Source organism: Cardinium endosymbiont cBtQ1 of Bemisia tabaci, assembly GCF_000689375.1.
In the GTDB taxonomy this organism is placed as follows: Bacteria; Bacteroidota; Bacteroidia; order Cytophagales; family Amoebophilaceae; genus Cardinium.
Genome location: NZ_CBQZ010000001.1, coordinates 147,132 through 166,722, shown reverse-complemented (window position 1 = coordinate 166,722; position 19,591 = coordinate 147,132). Strand labels below are relative to the sequence as shown.

Genomic DNA, 19,591 nt, shown 5'->3' with positions numbered 1-19,591 from the left:
CAGTAGAAGGATTACTCCATACCTAAAAGGCTTCTATATAGGGTAATATTAATTTATAAATTTTAGTATCATTTTGATGCATGGCAAGTTCTAATGGCGTAACGCCTTCTTTGTTTTGGATAGATAGACCATTACCCACATATACCAATAGTTTTTTTACCATAGCGGTATAGCGGCATTGAACAGCATAATGTAAAGGAGTTTGACCTAGGTGGTTGGGTACATTTACATCCAACCCAGGATAACGCAATAAAGCATTCACAGTTTCTAGTTGATTGGTAACAACTGCATAATGTAAGGGTGTACTGCCTGTACGATCTTGTATATTTACTTCCAACCAGGGCAGATGGCGCAAAGTTTTTAACAACTTACTTCTTTTATTGGAAACTATAAGATGCAGTGGTGTGGCACCATTAGCTGCTTTAGCATTGATGTTAAAACGACCAGACTTTAATAATATTTGAAAAATAGTTGGGCTATTTTGTTTAACTGCCCAATGCAACGCTGTATATCCATTCTTATCCTCTGTTTCAATAATTTGTTTTTGTTCCAACAACAGTCGAATGATTGGCAGACTTCGTCCCTTAATGGCTAATAATAAAGGACTAGGCGTAACATTACAAATAGCACCTGCTTGCAATAATAATTGCACAAGGTCTTTTCTGTTTTGTTGAATAGCCAATTGTAATGGATGGCATCCTTTATGATTTAAAATATTTGGATCTGCACCAGCTTCTAGCAAAAGCGACACAATTTTTTTATGTCCTCTTTCAATGGCCAGTAACAAAGGTGTATGGCCATTTCTAACGCTTACTTGATTGAGTAAAGATTTGGCTTCAAGCAAGCACGCAACCACTACTGCTTTGGCATATTTAGCCGCATAATGCAATGGACTATATCCTAAAAAATCTTGATTATTAATATTTTTTTTATCAATCAGTAAGGCAGTAACCTTTTGTACATTATTCTCTTGAATCGCTGATACAAGTAGTCTATTCACAGTAGATAGCTGATTGGCCACTGGTACCTCATCTATTGCCAAGCGAGCATAACTAGCTGACCCGCTGATGGATAAAATCCAAAAGCCCATCAATAGGCTTGCATGTTTTATAGAAAAATAAACAAGGGATAATTGTTGCATATCTAATGACTAAATAACACTTTATTTTTTATAGAATTTTATAAAAATAGAATCAATATAACCTACCTATTTAGATAGCTTGTTGATCAAGAAAAATTAAGCTGGATAGAAATTTTTTTACCACCCCCTTCTGAATAGACAAGAAAAAACGAATAAATATATTGGGCTATAGACCGGTAACAACTAATCTAAATATTTGTATTTCCAATGTGCTGCCTCACCATGTTCTGCAATATGATCCATGCGCTCTGTACGTATTTGTACCTCTAATCGCCCATATTTACAAGTTTCAAAGGTAAAATGGAGCGATTCATAGCTACTATCTCTTGGTATACTAATCCAATCTCTCATAATATTACAGATGGGCTTATAAAGATCACTGAGAATAGTAAGCACCTTCCAACAAGCTATTTTTTCTTCTTGAAGTGTTTTACCATCCATACCTGTTAAAATAATTCTAACAGCAGCAAGATCATGTATTTGATCAAAGTCTACCTTTAATCTCTGAATCTTATGCCAAATAGAATAAACAGATTTAATACGTTTTTTTAATATAAAATCAATGCCATGTGCGTGAACAGCAGAATAGACTTCTTCAGCAATAAGATTTAATTTTTGCTCCCTTTGCAACTTGGTCATACCTAACTTAGCCGTAATGGAATAATAACTCAACGTATAAGTATGCTTCAACCAAAAATCGGCCAATTTAGCTTGGATATTATATAACCGCATTCTATGCGAAAGTGGGATATACAAACGCTTTAAGTCAAGTAAGAGCTTAGTACCAGAATAGTAAATCAATGGTGGATGAGCACTTTTTAACAATATGCCAGCACCGTTTACCCGAATAATATCAGCAATTTGTAATAAAATTGCGACAATACGTGGAAGCGTTACATCAGGATGGCTTAGACCGCTAAGAATGGTACGAGAGCGGAATTTACCATGATATACACTACGCAACTCAACTAATATAGCAGCTGTTTCTAAACCAAAATAGTTTTGAATAGCTTTTTTCCGCACCAGTCCTTTTAAAAAAAGTGGTGCTAAGATTACAGCAACAACAGCAGGTAAATTTAAAGAAAGTTCAGTAGCCGCAATAGTAGCTACCCGAATACATTCCCTTAGAAGATACTGACATACTTTTGAATCTTGCACTCCTTTTGCAGAGATCAACCATGAAGAGGCCTCCTGCAACGCTGAAGAGACCTCTTTGATATCCTTTGAATTTTTAGAGACTGCCCTTGCAAGTTGATGGAGGTTCCAATTATTTAGATGAAGTATTTCATTTCTTTTTATCATGCTATACAATCAAAAGTTTTTTTACATAAACCAATGCCAGCATAAGTCCGTTTTGACTGATGGCGCAGCTTAAGTAAAGGTTATAACCTCGCTCTAAAGTTACAATTTTATAAACTGGTATGACCAACTACAGAAAAAGGAACGCCCTAATTTTATAAAACCTATAAAACAAGTCAATCATTATGACTTAGATGAAACACCTTAACATACCAAAATTCAACATTGATAAACATATCAATGTTGAAATGGTATAGTTTTTTCGAACAAAAAATTTTACTTATATCTTTACTTGATTAAAATGAGAGGAATCATTTTTTTACTGCGCTTTTAAGTTAAAAACATAGCATTAAATGGTACCTAGGGCCGGAATCGAACCGGCATGATATTACTATCATTGGTTTTTGAGACCAACGCGTCTACCAATTCCGCCACCTAGGCAAAAAAAGAAAACTACCAACGTGAGTTTCGGATTAGACTTATTGTAAACCAGTTGTATATATATTATCTATAGCCGGTTTTTTCTCTTTTAGTGAATAAGCTGTAATACCAGCTATTAAATTGACAATAAAATTAGGTATACTTCTATGCCTGGAGTGTTCTATCTGACTAATATTTTTAAGCTGATCGATAATGGTTTCAATGATAGATCTCTTTCGAAGCATTAGCCTATCCCAGATAGGCATGAAAGCATTTTTCATATTTTTTCTGATTTGAGTAATCAGTTCTATGCCTTTTCCCATAAGTTTTTCAAATAATTCTTTACTCAAGTAGCCTTTATCAGCAAATACTTTTCCGATCAAATTTTTACATAAGTTTTCTACTGGCCATCTATCATTGGACTTACCTGTAGTAAGAGAAAAATTCATAATTTCTCCTAAATCATTGACAATCAAGTTTAATTTGATTCCGTAAAACCATCCAGTAGTAGTTTTACCTTTACTAGCAATTGTCTTAAATACTTTATGAGCATAAGCTTCTTTTTATATTACAAACCTTTATAGCGGTTGAATCCAATAAAATAACAGCCTGTTCTTCGTTTTAAGAAAGTACTTTGAAGAAAAAAAGTAAAATGGAACTACTGTTCTTTGAACTAGGGATATAAATCTACTATAGCTTACTAACTTGCAAAAGTCATTAGAATGAAATTGTTGTAAATGAATATAATACAACTTAAAATTTCTAAAGCCAATTACATGAAAAGCAATTAATATTGTCATTATTTCGCTCAAAATCAGTGAACATGTTCTAGTAGGTTTTCTATCTGAAGTAGGTAACAAATGTGATTCCATATAAGGCATAAATTTTATAAGAAATTCATCAACAGCGTAATATATTTCAACTAATTTTGATACATTCATATCCGGCTCCTTTGGTTTTTATGATTATTTTTCAATCCCACAAATTTAAAACACAAAGGAGCTTTTTATACTCTTTTCTTAATTTCTAATCCAAAACTGACGTTACCAGTAAGTAAATACCTGTATGTAGTCAGCTTCATCTATTTAAAAAGTGACTAGAGGTCGCGAGTGGATTCGAACCACCGTACGAGGTTTTGCAGACCTCTGCCTAACCACTCGGCCACGCGACCCAAAAGTAACTATTCTTTACTTTCTTTTTTTGTATGCTGCTCTAACTTTTCTTTCAAATTGGCAAAAGCTTCAAAACCTCTAGTAGATGGTGCTTTCTCTATTTTCCCTTTTGCTTCTACTCTTGTTTTACTTTCAACTTTGGCCTCTACCTCTGGATTAAAAAGAATCTGATGTGATAAAATTATTTTTTTATCCGCTTTAGCACATTTTAGTACTTGAAAATCCAACTCCTCTCCAACTTCTGGCTCTTGACCATCCGCTTTAATAAAATGGTGCTGTGCTACCTGTCCTTCTATACCATGGACCAACTCAACAATAGCGCCACGACCTGGAATCTTTTTTACAATAGTCCCTTTATGTAAGGTACCTATTTGAAAGATTTTTTCACACATATCCCATGGGTTTTCTTGTTTTAAACCAAGTGAAAGTCGTCTATTCTCGCGACTAATACCCAACACAATCACTTCTAATTTTTTTCCCAACTTCAAGACGTCAGAAGGATGTGCAACCCGCTTGGTCTCAGAAAGACGAGAAACATGCAAAAGGCCTTCAATACCCGGCTCCAGCTCTATAAAAGCCCCAAAATGGGTTAGGTTTCGGACCACTCCTTCATGGGTAGTGCCTACTGCATAGGTAGATAAGAATCTATCGTGTTCCCAGGGATCGCCAGTCAGTTGTTTGATGCCTAAAGCTATTTTATAATTTTTTCGATCCAATGACAATATACAAGCCTCAATAGTATCACCTATTTTATAATGTTCATTTATATCACGCAAGTATTGCGACCATGATATATCTAAAACATAGACAAACCCTTCAATACCTGGCATCAACTCTATAAAAAGACCATAATCGGCAATATTGGTTATGGTACCTTTAATAGTAGATCCTACTTCTAACGTTTCTGGAAGGGCATCCCATGGATGCTCTTGAAGTTGCTTCATACCCAGAGAAATACGTTTTTTATCTTCATTAAACCCAATCACTACTACCCGTACTCTTTGGCCAAGCGTAAACAGCTCTTCCGGATGATTGACTCTGCTCCAAGCCATATCTAGCTTATGGAGCAAACCATCTACGCCTCCTAAGTCAATAAAAGCACCAAATTTAGTTATGTTTTTAACATAGCCTTCTAGAATTTGCCCCTTTTCAAGGTTGCTAATGATTTCAAGTTTCTGTCCTTCTAACTTTTTTTCAGTTAGTGCTTTATGAGAAACTACTACATTATCATTGGTATGGTTAATTTTAATAACCACTACATCAATGGTTTTACCCACAAAAACATCAAAGTCTAATACAGGCCTAATGTCAATTTGTGAACCAGGTAAAAAGGTTTCAATATCGCAAACTTCTACAATTAACCCTCCTTTGGTCCTGCGTTTAACCAGCCCTTCTAAAACTTCTCCATGTTCCAATGCATGTTGAATTTTTTCCCAGGCCCTTACCAATTTTGCTTTTTTACGAGAAAGTACCAGTTGACCTTTGGTATTTTCTGTTTCTTCTATATATACCTCAACTTCATCACCTAGTTTTAAATCCGGCAGATCTCTAAACTCAGAGGCAGCTATTAAACCATCCGATTTGTATCCAACTCCAACAATAACATCTTTATGGGTAATGCTTATAACCGATCCTTTTACTACTTCATATTGACTAATAGCGCTTAAGGTAGATCCATATAGGGCGGCCATATCTTCTCTTTGTTGATCTGTATATAGGCTGCCTAATTTTTTATTAGGATGCTCATATTGATCCCAGTTGAAAACTCCTTCTGTTGCATGCATAAGGGCGAGGTATTGACTTTATGTTAGTTAAAAACGGCACCACACTATTTGCATAGTGCTATTTTGTCTGGTTAAAAAAATGAAATTAATATACGACTTCTTAGATAAGTGCAATGATCTAGGTATCTAGATTTGCCTTACAGGCCCTAAAGTTACAAAAAAAATATAAGGATTGGTATGATTTACCTATAGTATAGGTAGCTGAATGTACTCACTTTAATGGTATATAGAAAAATATTTAAGCGGTCTACACCCACTTTTCAAAGTAAATGAGCCTTAGTGCATAGAAAAAATATAGGATATACGGTTTAAAGGTATGGCTATACAGGAGTTCTTATTAAAACAGAGGTAGCAACTTGAGCAGTACACTTACCAATAGGGGCCGCAATAGAGGAACCCAAACGCGCACCATCAGCAGCACCATCTGCTATAGCTTCAGAAATAGGGGCACCTTCACAAGCAGCAGAAATACCACCTGCAACCGCACCAATTCCCCCCCCAATACAACCTCCAACAACACCTATACTAATCTCACCAATATTACCAGCCAGATCAGTAACTTTTTCCAAAGGGTTTTTTTCGTCTTGTTTATCAGCTTTCTCCAAAGGTTTTTTTTCATCTTGCTTATCAGCTTTTTCTATAGGCAGTTTTAGGTCAGTTGATGCTGAAGTTTTATATTTTTTCGAACAACTGAACCCAGCCAACCCTAACGCAAGAAGATAAAAAATAGTTGCTACCAATAGTTTATTTAAATAGTTTCTCATTATCATAATATTATTTAATAAAATGGCTTATGATAGTTCTTTTGAGGACTAGCATAAGCCATAGAAGCATTGTACCCAATTCTTAGAGAGAACTCTTCTATTATACTTTATGTTTCAGTCTATGCCTTAGCATCAAAATATACATCATCACCAGACTCATCACCAGACTCATAATCAGAATCATGATCTTTATCTTCTAACACAGTAAAAGGCTCTGAGTCATCTCCAATATGGACTTCATAAGTAGCAATATTAGGTTCCGGATTATCTGTGTGATTATTTGGCGTATCAGCCGCCTGAGTCGAATAATCATAAATCGAAGAAGAAGCCCACTTAACACCATCATAACTTTTAGAACCAATCCATTCTGCAGAAGTAATTAGATACGGTTTAACCCATACTAGGGCAGTAGCAACGCGAGTACAAGCATAATTACCAAAGGTACCGAAAAACTTACTACCATAGGAAGCTAATTCATAGGTATTAACGTAACTAGGGACTGGTCCTATATTATTACCAGTAAAAAGCACATAGACACCATCTAAAAGCACATAGACACCATCAAAGCAAGCACCAGCCATTCCTCCAAGTATACCTCCAGAAAGGTACCCAGCCTTCCCACCAATATAACCAGTCCAATCAATAAACTTTTTAGATCGAAAATCTGCTTGTTCTGCTTGTGTCTGGCTTTCTCCCATAGATTCTGTTCCTGACTGGGCACCCAACCTAGCCTTATTATAACTACCACATCCACTCAATCCCAATGCAGGAAGGCAGAAAATACTTACGATTAATAGTCTACGTAAACGGTTACTTATGATCATACTATACATATATATTTATATTATTTAGGTGATTGAATACTATATACAACTAGGCATATAACCTGATTTACCAGTTTGCAAAAATACATATATAATGCATCATTTCCAAAATATTTGGAATAGTAAGCACTCCAAGGTTTAGCGGGAGGATTGGAAAAGGAACTTGTATTTTAGGACTTCACAAATAGGTAAATACCAATGGTTGGTCTCTTCCAAATGAACCCTATCTAATAGCTATTTCACTATTTGATTTCTAACAACGCTTGTTTATCAACAATCTTCATAAGTTTTTCTTTAAGATCGACTGCTTTAAAGCAATTAGCAAAACCATTTGCTTCTGTTTGAAAGCCATTTTCATCTGGATTCTCAGCTGCATTGACACAAGTTACCAAGATACCCAATGCCAAGTCTGCATTATTTACAATAGAGGTAAGCCACTTTTTAGCTTTTTTAAGCATTTCTTCTTTATAACTTACCACTTCACTGACCAATCCCATTTGTTCTGCATCTTTGGCATCAATACGCTTACCGGTCATTAGATATTCTAATGCGCGGGTCTTACCAAGCAATTGAGTCAGCCGTTGCGTACCTCCAAATCCAGGAATAACCCCGTAAGCAATTTCTGAAAAAGCAAAGATGGCATTCTCAGAAGCAAATCGAAAATGACAAGCCAACGCCAGCTCAAAGCCAGACCCTAAAGCATAGCCATTAACAGCAGCCAAAATAGGCTTAGGACAATCTTCTATAAAAGCCAATACTTCTTGACCATTTTCTGCAAATTTTCTTGCATTTAACTCATTCAACTTGAGCAATTCAGAAACCTCTGTGCCTAGAGAAAAGATCTCTTCTCCTTCTCCAGTAATAATAACACCTTCTATAGCTTCATTATCATATACTTCTTGAATAAGATGACGCAACTCAATAAGTCTTTTATCTGTTAACATAAAGGCTTTTGAATCGGCTTTAAGGGTAATGGTTAAGATACCATCTTCTAGATTACTTTGTAACGATGCTGTTTTGTCCATACTAAACGCAATTTTTTATAGCTTAATTAACCAAGCAGTATGCAAATGCATATTGCGCTTTTTATATCTACACTATTTATTATATCTACACTATTTAACATCTCATTTTATTCCAAAGTTACATACCATCAAATATACAGGATATTTAAATAGTGCAACAATTTTTTGAATAGCAACCCCAATCCCAAATATATAGACTCCATAGACTAAAGGTGTATGGCTGCTCCGTAAGCAGCAGAAACTGCTTCCACAATAGCTTCTGACATAGTCGGATGTGGATGGGTACTATTTTGAATTTCATGTGCGGTCGTTTCTAGTTTACGTGCCACAACTACCTCTGCGATCATTTCTGTGACATGGGCACCTACCATATGTGCCCCAAGCCATTCTCCATACTGGGCATCAAAAATTACCTTTACAAACCCTTCTGGTAGACCAGCTGCCTGTGCTTTTCCAGAAGCAGAAAATGGGAAAATACCTACTTTAACTTTATAACCAGCATCTTTTGCAGACTTTTCCGTATAACCTACAGCAGCTACTTCAGGTTGCATATACATACAAGAAGGTATATTATTGTAATCCAAGGGGTCAGGTGTAAGTCCTGCTATTTTTTCTACACAGACTATACCTTCTGCTGATGCTACATGGGCCAATGCAGGGCCTTTGATAAGGTCTCCAATCGCATAGACACCATTGCAACTGGTTTTATAATAAGCATCGACCGAAATTTTACCTGCCTCCATCAGTATTCCGTTTTCCTCTAAACCTATATTTTCTATATTCGGTTGTACGCCAATAGCGGAAAAAACCAGGTCACTTTCAATCTGTTCGTCACCTGATTGGGAAGTAATATGTGCGACACAAGTGCTTTTTAAGCGATCTACTTTGGTAACTTCTGCAGCTGTATAGACCTTTATCCCTTTTCTTGTAAAAGATTTTAAGATCTGTTTGGATACCTCTTCGTCTTCCAATGGCAATAAACAGGAATTATACTCAATCAAAGTAACTTTTGTACCTATGGTATGGTAAAAGTAGGCAAATTCACATCCAATGGCTCCTCCTCCTACAATCACTATAGAGTCGGGTTGACTCGTACGGGAAAGTGCCTCTCTATAACCTATGATATGCGATCCATCGATAGACAAATGGGGCAACTGACGGCTCCTTGCACCAGTTGCTAAGATAATATGTGGCGCACGGTAAAGATGGGTAACACCTACTGGTGTGGTAACAGAAACAGTACCAGCAGGGAGTAACTTACCACGCCCTTCTAGAATGGTAATTTTATGCTTTTTAAAAAGATAGTGGATGCCCTTAGACATAGTAGCTGCCACATCCCGACTACGTTTTATAATAGATTGAAAATTGGGTCTTGCTTTTATTACTTCAATACCATAAGCGGCAGCATGGTTACAGTAATCAAATACTTGTGCACTTTTTAATAATGCTTTTGTAGGGATACAACCCCAATTTAAACAAACGCCACCAAGGGCTTCTTGTTCTACAACTGCGACCTGCATACCCAATTGAGCCGCTCTAATAGCAGCAACATAGCCACCTGGACCACTTCCGATGACGATAAGATCGTATTCTTGAGACATATGTATTGTTTAGGAATATAGGTAAAAAAAGATAGCTACTGGCATGATAAATCATCATGGTTACCCATTCACTAGTCTATTATACCGAATTGTTCCTTGATGGTATGAATGGCTTGATGGTTTTCTGCCATAATCATGAGTAAGTCAAAAGGAGCAATAACGGTATCTCCTCTTGGAATAAGATGTACGCCATTGCGTTTGATAAGCACAATCAATGCATTTTCTGGAAAACTCAACTGTACAATTTTTTTACCAATAGCCGGAGCATCTTGGGGAACCATTACTTCTATTAGCTCACTATTTACTTCTTTGGATAACTGAATAGTAGGCTCATGTTTGGCCACCGTTGGTGCTTCTAATTTTAGCCACTTGGCAAGGGGCGAAAGGGTGGTGCCTTGAAATAAGATAGAAGTAAGCACAATAAAAAAGACAATATGGTAGATTATATCTGCTTGGTGAATATTATCTAACAATGGATAGGTAGCAAAAACAATAGGAACAGCCCCCCTAAGTCCTACCCAAGAGATAAAAATCTTGTGGCTTACATTTAGTGTTTTAGAAAAAAACAATGAAACAAAGACACTCAACGGACGGGCTACAAACATTAAAAAAATGGAGAGCAATAGACCAATCCCAGCTATAGGTAGAAGTTTATGTGGATAAACCAACAGCCCAAGCATAATAAACATTATAATTTGCATCAACCAAGAAATGCCTTGACAAAATTGAATAATGCTTTTTTTATGTGGAAAATCTTTATTGCCTAAGATTAATCCAACCAAGTAAACGGCAAGAAAGGCATTTCCATGCAAAAAGTGAGTGGCTGAGTAGGTAAAAATAACTACCGCCAACATTAAACCTGGGTAAAGCGAACGATTGGAAAGACGCAGGTTATCGAGCAATACCAGCATGATTTTACCTACTAAGAAGCCCGCTAGCCCTCCTACGATCATCTCTTGAATAAAGATACCGATCGCTTGCATGGGTCCAATAGCTTGCTTGTTAAGCAGCAACGTTTTAAATAAAAACATTAAAAACCAAGCCATCGTATCATTACTCCCCGATTCTAATTCCAGCATGGGACTAAGATTGGCTTTGAGGTGCATATTCTTAGCCCGAATGATCGCAAAAACAGCAGCTGCATCTGTAGAGGCCACAATCGAACCCATCAGTAGCCCTTCTAATAAAGTGAATTGTATATTGCCTCCCCAAAAGTTGGTAAGCGTCCAAATAAATAGTCCGACACTAAAAGTCGTAATTAGAATACCTACAGTCGCCAGTAATATACCATTCCAAAGAATAGGCCGTATATGCTTGTACTCGGTTTCTATGCCTCCTGTAAAAAGAATTAAACTTAGGGTAACAGCACCCAATAATTGAGCAGCTATAGGGTTGTGAAAATCAATATTCCCTAATTTTTCATGGCCTGCAGCCATGCCTACCAATAAAAAGATAATCAACGCTGGAATACCTAATCTGGTAGATAGCTTAGTAATGACAATACTCAAGAAGAGTAAAAAAGAACCGGCAATAAGCAAGCTTTCTGGAACTAAATGCATAGATTTCTATATTAAACAAGGCTAAAGCGATAAACGACAACAGACATACAGAGGTATGCTGTACAATGTTTTTCGAAATTAACGTAAATTTACATAAAAATTAGTGCATCATAGGCTACTATGTTAGATACATAATCTATGTATGCTTACTTCTATGATAGATTTTAACCCTTAACTTAACAAAAAATTAAGTTTTATAGACCACACCAAAGCATCCTATGCGTTATTTTATATACCTATCCTATTTTGGTAAAGCGTATAGTGGCTGGCAAGTACAAAAAAATGGGCCCTCTGTACAACAAGTAGTAGAAACCGCACTGGGCAAGCTACTATCTATAGCTATCACTATTTCAGGGAGCAGTCGAACGGATAAAGGGGTCCATGCCCTGCAACAAGTTGCCCATTTTGACCACATACTGCCTATAGATCTTGTTGATTTGACCTATAGGCTTAATAGGGTTTTGCCATCTGATATCAGCATTACAGCTATTCGTCCTGTAGCATCGGATGCACATGCCCGTTTTGATGCATGTTACCGTAGGTATACCTATACCATTGTTACCCAAAAAGATCCTCTTTATAGGGAGCAATCGGTTTGGCTACGCCGTATGCCGCCACTTGCCTTATTAAATCAGCTTGCAGCTTTATTTTGTTTACAATCCGACTTTGAATTTTTTAGTAAAAAAACAGATGGCGTAAAAACATTCGTATGCAATGTAGAAAAAGTTTCTTGGCTGCAGATGGATCACAAAATTATTTTTCAGATCAAAGCCAATCGTTTTCTACGGGGTATGGTTCGAACCATTGTAGGTACGATCCTTAAAGTAGCGACTGGTAAAATGGATATAGCTACCTTAAAGCAACTGATTAAAGAAAAACCTAGGGTACGTCCCACGCTTACCTTGATGCCACCAGATGGCTTAACATTGGTGGAAGTAGGGTATCCAGAAAGATTATTTATACAAACCCAATGAATCATAACCAAGATCCTATTGTAGCACTTGCTACACCACAAGGAGTGAGTGCGATTGCAGTAGTACGCCTATCTGGACAGGGTGTTATTGGCATCGTCAACCAAATATTTCGGGGCAGTGACCTGACCCAACAAGCTTCTCATACCATTCATTTTGGGGTCATTCAAAAGGGTGAAGCTAAAATTGATGAAGTATTGGTTTCGATTTTTATAGCTCCTCATTCTTTTACCAAAGAAGATGCAGTAGAAATCTCTTGTCATGGCGCTCCCTTTATTGTCACACAACTGATACAACTGCTTGTAGCACAAGGTGTCCGCATAGCTGAACCAGGTGAATTTACCAAGAGGGCCTTTTTAAATGGTCGGTTTGACTTGGCGCAAGCAGAGGCGGTAGCCGACTTAATTGCAGCAGATAGCAGACTAGCCCACCAAACGGCGTTTCATCAAATGCGGGGTGGTTTTTCTTTAGCTTTAGCAGGATTGCGTAAATCGTTGCGCCATTTTGCAGCTATGTTGGCACTAGAACTGGATTTCGCAGAGGAAGACGTAGCCTTTTTAGACAGAGCAGATTTAAAAAAATTGGCTCATGCAGTTATTGAAACTTTAAATAGGCTGATAGATAGTTTTCAAATGGGGAATGCAATCAAACAGGGGGTTTCTGTAGTAATTGTTGGTAAACCCAATGTAGGCAAATCAACATTATTGAATAGATTATTGGAAGAAGAGCGGGCCATTGTTTCACCTATAGCAGGTACTACACGGGATACCATTGAGGGAACCTTACACTTAGGGGGTATACGGTTTAGGTTTGTAGATACAGCTGGTTTACGCGAAACGACCTCAGATGGGATAGAAGCGATAGGCATCGAACGGACCAAAATACAATTAAGCAAAGCCTTTGTAGCACTCTACTTGGTAGATCTATCCAATACGAGCCTTAGACAAGCAGAGGAAGATCTGATTGCTTTGGGTTTAGAAGGATTTCCATTACTTAAAGTTGGCAACAAAATGGATCTTATCCCATCTGCTGATCTAGAACCATTTAAAGGGTATTTGTGGATTGCTGCCCAAACTGGTAAAGGTATAGGGCCACTTAAAGATGAACTTTTGAGACAGATCGCACAAAAGCCCACCGATGGAGTCGGCACTATTGTGGTCAATGCACGCCACTTCGATCGGTTGCAAAAAAGTAAACAAGCCCTAGAAGCAGTTATAATTGGGCTGGAGCAAAAACGATCGAATGAGTTACTAGTTGTAGATCTAAACAGTGCCCTACAGCCACTAGGAGAAATTACCGGAGAAATTACGACAGAGGAAGTGCTGGGCGATATTTTCTCTAAATTTTGCATTGGAAAGTAATGGCCACATTGGTTCAATAACTACGCCCTTTTGTTAATTACCAAATTGCAGATTGACATACCTAACTAATATTTTAGGTGGAATAGATTCTTTCATTATGGATTATCATTGGGTAGTTGTATATCCTTTCGCCTGGGCCATAAATAGTGGACCGCTAACATGGATAACCCATTGACTACTATAGAAACAAAGGTACTACTGTTTGGTCCTACCATAGGCCCCATCCATTTATCCCAAATATATAGGGTACATAGACCTATAGCCATACCCATCAAGACAATAGACGAACGAGTACGAAACCCTAAAACAGCTAAAATAAATGGCGCCACTACTACAACTGCGTATAGGCGAATACTCGGAACAAGACAGCCAACTATATGACGAAAAATATAATCATAATAAGGAGAATAATGATCAAAAATTAGTAATAGCATAGCAAATATAGATATCACTAGAATCGTAATACGCGTCAATAGAATCTGCTTTTCAGAGCCCATTTTAGTACGACATATACTCCCCAATAGGTCATAAATGATCAGAATCGCAGAGGTATGTAGCTTAGAGTCTGCCGTAGACATAGCCATAGCCAACAAACAAAGGCAAATCAGTACCCTAAAGTTGGGAGAGCTACTAGATAGCATATAGTCGAAAACAGCTATATTAGGCATATCTACCATCTTTACAAAGACAAATAAAGCTATTAAGAGTATACACCCCATAATAATACAGGAAATAAAAGCAGCATATCGAAATACGCTCTTGGCTTGGGAAGGGCTAGCAGACATATAGACCACCTGCATAATAGAAGGCTCTATATAGGCTATCGTGGATAGGTAGTAGAGTATAGGCAATAACTTATTTTTAAATGGGAAAAAGATATTAGACATGGTTAAATCAAATTTTTTATGCGTTTGCAAAAAAGAGAGGATTTCAACAGTTGATTTCCCTAAATGGTTAAAAGTAAACCACGTTAGGATAAATATGATGGCAGAAAAAATTATAAATTGCCATACATCGGTAAAAGTAATTGCGTAAATACCACCAAACATTGTATATAAACAAAGAATAACTGTAGCCACTATGGTAACGGTATATGCATTGGAAGAGATACAAATGTTTATAGCCTGAGACATAACATTAATTTGTATAGCAATAAAAATAATCAGATAAGGGATGTTCAGTAAAGCAGTAATAATCCTTGCGTATTTTCCATAGATACGCCCCATTGTTTCAGCCATGGACAGATGATAGATATATCTACCCATATGGCCTGCTAACCAACTAATGATCAAAAAAATAAAGCTATTTACAAAAAGCTGCCAAACAATCCAGAAAAGTCTACTAGAAGAAAATGTAGTCACGCTACGGATGAATATCCCTCCTCCGTAGTAAGTAGCCAATAGCGTAACAACCAACGTAGAAGTCGAAAAAGATTTTGTACCTACAGCATATTCCCGAAAGCTTTTACGTACTTTAATAGAAGATAGGCCTATGACTAGGGTAAGTAACAAAAATAATACTATTAGTAGTAAAGTTATTCCCAATGACATTAAATACTAGAAATAGAGTTTTACGTTTTTATAAAGATCACATAGCAGGGTATTTTTAGGCTAAAATGTAAGTCATCCTGTCGGTATATGCAATATTGAGGTAACTTTTTATTTTATCTTACTCTTATTGATTTGATTGCCTAAACTTACTTTTTGTTAGTTAGTTATTATCTAAGTCTGAAAAATTTTCGATAGGCTAGTAATCGTCTTCACTGATGGTAAACTTACCTCGTGACATAGGAAACTTACTTAAAGAAGTATTGGAGTTTATATTGTAGTTAGCACTATCGTTGTGTTTTTCGCATAGTGCTTTAGCTTTAGCTTTATCATAAGCACAAGAGACGCACATTGGAGAAGGCTTGTCAGGTTCGGGAGGAGGAGAAGGAGGAGGAGTGTCGAAGGTAGAAATAGGGATGTAATTGGACTTCTTAATAGTACAAGCACATCTTTCACTTTTGCCTATGTGATTTAGAAAATTATTTACATGTTTTGTATAATTTTCATCGAAATAGTTATTCGCTTCCATTAATCTTTGGAATAGCGTTATTAGACAGTAAGCAGGTGAATGATTTAATAATTTTATTAGGTTTGGATATGTAGTTTCGTTAAACTTTACTGTAGAATAAGCTATGAGTTTAGATGCTGAATCCATATCATCTTTTTCAAAGAACATATTCAGCATAGCCTTGACATTAGAGCATTCCCCATCGAGTTGCGTATCTATATCTATATTGATTTTATTTTTGTACAGTAACCTTTTAAATATAGTCCAATTAACGCGTAGATCATGCATTGCATTATTCTTTTTATCATACAATATATTATGCGCTAGATCGGGTAAAAAATCATTATATGAGCAACTATTATAAGTCTCTATCACTTGTTCAGCAAGCAATAAAGAACGATATCGCAGTGCTATAGAAAAAACTTTTCTTCCAATTGATAAATCTAAATTAGATAGTATATACTTTATGCCATTACTTAACTCGTTTAGCTGTATTAGCTCTCCAGAACAACTTATTTTTTTTATATTTTCTTCTATTATTTCTATTTTTTTTTCTATATTTTCTTCTATCCTACATGTTTTTAATATTGCGTCATTAAAATATTCTTTATCATTTACAATATTTTCTCGAAATTTTTTTATCATTTCTGTTGTTTCTATAAGTAGCTTACTTCCACATTTATATATATTATCTATTTCTTTAGTAAGATTATTTATTTCTTTAGTAAGATTATTTAATTCACTTTGCAAGTATTCTTTTTTATTTATTAATATTATTTGATTTATTTGTTCCTGATTACGAAATTCCTGTAATTTATTAACCAATTCATTGACTTTATCATTATATGATAATTCTTTATTACGTAGATCTTTTGCGTATAAATCTATTAATCGCAACTCTTTATCATATTTTATTTTTATTTTTTCCGATATGTCTTGTCTTTGCATATCTACTTTTTCTGATAAGCAATTAAATTCTATTGATTGACTATTTATAAGCTTTTTACATTCTTCTATTTTTTCATAAAATAGACATAATTTTTTTTTTAGTTCTTTTATGAAGTTTTCATCTAGCTTTGGTATTAGATCCTTAAACCTTTCAGAAAAAGATTTACTATTTAAGCTATTAAGACACTCGTACATGTGAATATAACCAAACTGGTCATCCAGTATAGATTCGTAACGGAGAAGTTTTCTGCTAAAATCCTGAAAATATTTAGGATCTTTTTTATAAATCTTATAATCACTCACAACTTTTTTTACTTCTTTTTCTAGTTCAGGGAGAATACTATACGAATCTATAGATGTAGAATTACAGATACGATTACGACTATAGGGGGAAGCCCTAGTATTCCTAGAATAGCTAGGATTAGCCAAAACCTTCATATAATCCCTATTACACTCAATACTACAACCACTCATAGCAAAAAAGAAAGCTATATAGATTTTTAAGACCAGACTAAAACATTTGGGATAGATCTTAGTTGACATACGATTATTAACTAAATGTGTAAAACATTCAAGATTTTGATTTATCATATAGTAATAAGTAAAATTTACAGCTATATTTTTAAAAAAGTTTTTTAACCAAAAAAAAGCATGGCATTAATGCAATATAACAAAATAAAACCCCAACTAACCTCCCCCGAAGTATGTATCTGCCCTTAGATAGTGTCGTCATGAAATATTTTGTATATTAGGTTTGTAGTTCGTATTATATTTTTAAATTAATAAGATCAATTATATTCCTAAGATGTCTAAATGGATTCACCGTCATGATATTTCAGACAAAGTATGGTCTATTTTATCACCTCTACTTCCAGGTCAACAAGGAGGTTGGGGAGCTGTTGCCAAAGATAATAGGCTGTTTATTAATGCAGTATTTTGGATTTTACGTACAGGATCTCCTTGGCGTGATCTTCCATCTAGCTATGGGGATTGGAAAAACACCCATCGTAGATTTTCTCGCTGGAGAGATAATGGTATATGGGAAAGGATCTTAGAGAGACTAATTAATAATCCTGATTTTAAATGGCTTATGATTGATTCTACTTAGTCGGCCCTGAAATATTATTTTTGAATAAATTTATTGAATGGATCTTTTTTTACAATATTTATGGTTTAGCAGGCGCTCTATTTTTCCTACCCAAGATATAGGTATAACTGGTTTTGGATTAAGAATTTTAATTATATAGGTTTTAATTTATGTGATTGTGAGTGTGTTAAGAATAACTTTCTTGTAATCAGTCGTAGGTTATGAGCAATAGCACATAAAATAACGTTAAGTTTATCTCCTAGAATACCTTTCAAATAGTTAACAGATAATTTACCATCGGATTTCATATGACCAATATGCGGTTCAATAGAAGATCTTCTTTTTATTAGCTTTTTTTAGTAGCAGGCGTTATTCCCCTTTTAGTAACCACTTATAAATATATTACATTCACTAACAGGTATATTATTACCCGTAGGTCTTATTCTACAAAAGCATACTTTACTTTGGTACCAGATAATTGCTCGGCTTGTAATAAACTCTTCTGCAAAGTATGGCCATCGTAAGCATTAGGATGTATTGCTTCTGTTGAAACAATTAAACCTTTTTTATGCGTTACTGTAAATTGTACCTTGCAACCAAACTCATAAGGATGTTTAGACTTACCTTTACTTACACAGTAGACGGATGGTTCATGGATGCTATAAATTTTATCTTTACTTTTTTTTGATTGGTTTATAAGTTTTTTACTTATAGATAGTAGATTGGTAAATTGATTCCGTATTAGATCATCAGAGGATTGTATAGAACGTTCTACATCTCTGACTACTCTACCAAGATAGGTTTTTAATGTTTTAATGCCTTTTAGATAAACGTTTATACTGTTTAGCATGAGCATAGCAATCAACTTTACGTTTGATAGATAGACCTAAACGCTGATAAGTTTGACGCAGTTTAATACCTGTTTTCTTGGCTATACTGACCTAATTTTTCTCTGGATTTATTAAGCAAAGAAGAGTCTAGTTGGGTAACGGTATATTTTTCTCCATTACTAGTAGTATCAGTATATTAACTTTTCTAAGTTCTTTCGGGTCAGTACTTTTTTTTTAGCGCTAAGTCTATAGTCATAGATAAAATCTTATTGAGACCTTCTTGACCTAATCTATGGCGCCAACGGGTCAATGAACTGGGGTTACAAGGCATCTTAAACTGAAAATAATCATATCCACAAAAGTATTGCCAATAAGGGTTTTCTACCCATCTAACCACTACTTGTTCATCAGAAATATTATACATATGACTGATAATGAGAAGACCTATAATTAAACGAATAGGCAAAGGAGGTTGACCAGGTCCATAGCTAAAACCGCGGTCTAAATCTGATGATAAGGAGTGAAAAGGAATCGAATCAGATAACTGGAATAATGGATGTTTCGGGTTGAGAAAACTAGATAAGCGTTGCTCAAACAAACGCTCAAGGCTATTATTTATTTTCTTAGATTTCATCCTTATTTTGCAAGCTTTTTATACAAAACAACCTAAAAACTGGTTATTAACCATATATAAATTTAACCATTTATTTGCTGATTAACAAATAATTATATGGTATTTCAGGGCCGACT

The 19,591-nt window shown here is 35.6% G+C and carries 12 protein-coding genes, 2 tRNA genes and 3 pseudogenes; 3 read left to right on the top strand and 14 right to left on the bottom strand.

The window, feature by feature from the left end:
- Window positions 1-22: 22 nt before the first annotated feature.
- The 11 genes and pseudogenes from CHV_RS00820 to CHV_RS00770 all read right to left on the bottom strand — a co-directional run bounded on the left by CHV_RS00820 (window position 23) and on the right by CHV_RS00770 (window position 11,589).
- Window positions 23-1,141, bottom strand: a complete 1,119-nt coding sequence (locus CHV_RS00820; protein ID WP_084303073.1) for an ankyrin repeat domain-containing protein — start codon at window positions 1,139-1,141, stop codon at window positions 23-25.
- A gap of 183 nt (window positions 1,142-1,324) precedes the next feature.
- The gene (locus CHV_RS00815; protein WP_034576446.1) at window positions 1,325-2,443 is read right to left on the bottom strand and encodes an HD domain-containing protein; all 1,119 of its coding nucleotides are present in this window, start codon (window positions 2,441-2,443) and stop codon (window positions 1,325-1,327) included.
- Window positions 2,444-2,794: 351 nt separating this feature from the next.
- Window positions 2,795-2,881: transfer RNA gene (locus CHV_RS00810), tRNA-Leu, on the bottom strand.
- Window positions 2,882-2,919: 38 nt separating this feature from the next.
- Window positions 2,920-3,801, bottom strand: a pseudogene (locus tag CHV_RS05105) (IS982 family transposase).
- A 159-nt stretch (window positions 3,802-3,960) separates the two neighbouring features.
- Window positions 3,961-4,031: transfer RNA gene (locus CHV_RS00800), tRNA-Cys, on the bottom strand.
- Between the two features lie 9 nt (window positions 4,032-4,040).
- Window positions 4,041-5,816, bottom strand: coding sequence for a 30S ribosomal protein S1 (locus CHV_RS00795; RefSeq protein ID WP_034576445.1), 1,776 nt, complete (start codon window positions 5,814-5,816; stop codon window positions 4,041-4,043).
- Between the two features lie 320 nt (window positions 5,817-6,136).
- Window positions 6,137-6,586 carry a hypothetical protein gene (locus tag CHV_RS00790; protein ID WP_130721362.1) on the bottom strand — a complete coding sequence of 150 codons (450 nt, stop codon included), beginning with the start codon at window positions 6,584-6,586 and terminating at the stop codon, window positions 6,137-6,139.
- 113 nt (window positions 6,587-6,699) lie between these two features.
- A complete protein-coding gene (locus CHV_RS00785; protein WP_034576442.1) occupies window positions 6,700-7,404 on the bottom strand; it encodes a hypothetical protein in 705 nt (234 codons plus the stop codon).
- A 242-nt stretch (window positions 7,405-7,646) separates the two neighbouring features.
- The gene (locus tag CHV_RS00780; protein ID WP_034576441.1) at window positions 7,647-8,429 is read right to left on the bottom strand and encodes an enoyl-CoA hydratase/isomerase family protein; all 783 of its coding nucleotides are present in this window, start codon (window positions 8,427-8,429) and stop codon (window positions 7,647-7,649) included.
- 206 nt (window positions 8,430-8,635) lie between these two features.
- Window positions 8,636-10,030, bottom strand: coding sequence for a dihydrolipoyl dehydrogenase (gene lpdA / locus CHV_RS00775; RefSeq protein ID WP_034576439.1), 1,395 nt, complete (start codon window positions 10,028-10,030; stop codon window positions 8,636-8,638).
- A gap of 71 nt (window positions 10,031-10,101) precedes the next feature.
- Complete coding sequence (locus CHV_RS00770) at window positions 10,102-11,589, bottom strand: potassium/proton antiporter (RefSeq protein WP_034576438.1); 1,488 nt, start codon at window positions 11,587-11,589, stop codon at window positions 10,102-10,104.
- 218 nt (window positions 11,590-11,807) lie between these two features.
- Here CHV_RS00770 and truA point away from each other — a divergent pair, with 218 nt between their 5' ends.
- Window positions 11,808-12,563 carry a tRNA pseudouridine(38-40) synthase TruA gene (gene truA, locus CHV_RS00765; RefSeq protein ID WP_034576437.1) on the top strand — a complete coding sequence of 252 codons (756 nt, stop codon included), beginning with the start codon at window positions 11,808-11,810 and terminating at the stop codon, window positions 12,561-12,563.
- Window positions 12,560-13,921, top strand: a complete 1,362-nt coding sequence (mnmE, locus tag CHV_RS00760) for a tRNA uridine-5-carboxymethylaminomethyl(34) synthesis GTPase MnmE (protein ID WP_034576435.1) — start codon at window positions 12,560-12,562, stop codon at window positions 13,919-13,921. The genes truA and mnmE overlap by 4 nt, the downstream gene beginning before the upstream one ends.
- Before the next feature lie 95 nt (window positions 13,922-14,016).
- Here the strand turns inward: mnmE and CHV_RS00755 are convergent, their stop codons facing one another.
- A complete protein-coding gene (locus tag CHV_RS00755; RefSeq protein ID WP_034576433.1) occupies window positions 14,017-15,471 on the bottom strand; it encodes a sodium:solute symporter family protein in 1,455 nt (484 codons plus the stop codon).
- A 196-nt stretch (window positions 15,472-15,667) separates the two neighbouring features.
- The gene (locus CHV_RS00750; RefSeq protein WP_130721361.1) at window positions 15,668-17,467 is read right to left on the bottom strand and encodes a hypothetical protein; all 1,800 of its coding nucleotides are present in this window, start codon (window positions 17,465-17,467) and stop codon (window positions 15,668-15,670) included.
- Between the two features lie 262 nt (window positions 17,468-17,729).
- On the opposite strand from CHV_RS00750, the pseudogene CHV_RS00745 reads away from it, so the two are divergent.
- Window positions 17,730-18,029 (top strand): annotated as a pseudogene (locus CHV_RS00745) (IS5 family transposase); the annotation flags it as partial.
- 33 nt (window positions 18,030-18,062) lie between these two features.
- On the opposite strand, the pseudogene CHV_RS05100 reads toward CHV_RS00745, so the two are convergent.
- Window positions 18,063-19,475 (bottom strand): annotated as a pseudogene (locus CHV_RS05100) (IS5 family transposase).
- Window positions 19,476-19,591 lie beyond the last annotated feature (116 nt).

Excerpts from the sequence above, each read along its gene's own strand:
- CHV_RS00755 (WP_034576433.1), bottom strand. The coding sequence starts at position 15,471 with ATGTCATTGGGAATAACTTTACTACTAATAGTATTATTTTTGTTACTT.
- CHV_RS00780 (WP_034576441.1), bottom strand. The coding sequence starts at position 8,429 with ATGGACAAAACAGCATCGTTACAAAGTAATCTAGAAGATGGTATCTTA.
- CHV_RS00750 (WP_130721361.1), bottom strand. The coding sequence starts at position 17,467 with ATGTCAACTAAGATCTATCCCAAATGTTTTAGTCTGGTCTTAAAAATC.
- CHV_RS00770 (WP_034576438.1), bottom strand. The coding sequence starts at position 11,589 with ATGCATTTAGTTCCAGAAAGCTTGCTTATTGCCGGTTCTTTTTTACTC.
- CHV_RS00815 (WP_034576446.1), bottom strand. The coding sequence starts at position 2,443 with ATGATAAAAAGAAATGAAATACTTCATCTAAATAATTGGAACCTCCAT.
- CHV_RS00820 (WP_084303073.1), bottom strand. The coding sequence starts at position 1,141 with ATGCAACAATTATCCCTTGTTTATTTTTCTATAAAACATGCAAGCCTA.
- truA (WP_034576437.1), top strand. The coding sequence starts at position 11,808 with ATGCGTTATTTTATATACCTATCCTATTTTGGTAAAGCGTATAGTGGC.
- CHV_RS00795 (WP_034576445.1), bottom strand. The coding sequence starts at position 5,816 with ATGCATGCAACAGAAGGAGTTTTCAACTGGGATCAATATGAGCATCCT.
- mnmE (WP_034576435.1), top strand. The coding sequence starts at position 12,560 with ATGAATCATAACCAAGATCCTATTGTAGCACTTGCTACACCACAAGGA.
- CHV_RS00790 (WP_130721362.1), bottom strand. The coding sequence starts at position 6,586 with ATGATAATGAGAAACTATTTAAATAAACTATTGGTAGCAACTATTTTT.
- lpdA (WP_034576439.1), bottom strand. The coding sequence starts at position 10,030 with ATGTCTCAAGAATACGATCTTATCGTCATCGGAAGTGGTCCAGGTGGC.
- CHV_RS00785 (WP_034576442.1), bottom strand. The coding sequence starts at position 7,404 with ATGATCATAAGTAACCGTTTACGTAGACTATTAATCGTAAGTATTTTC.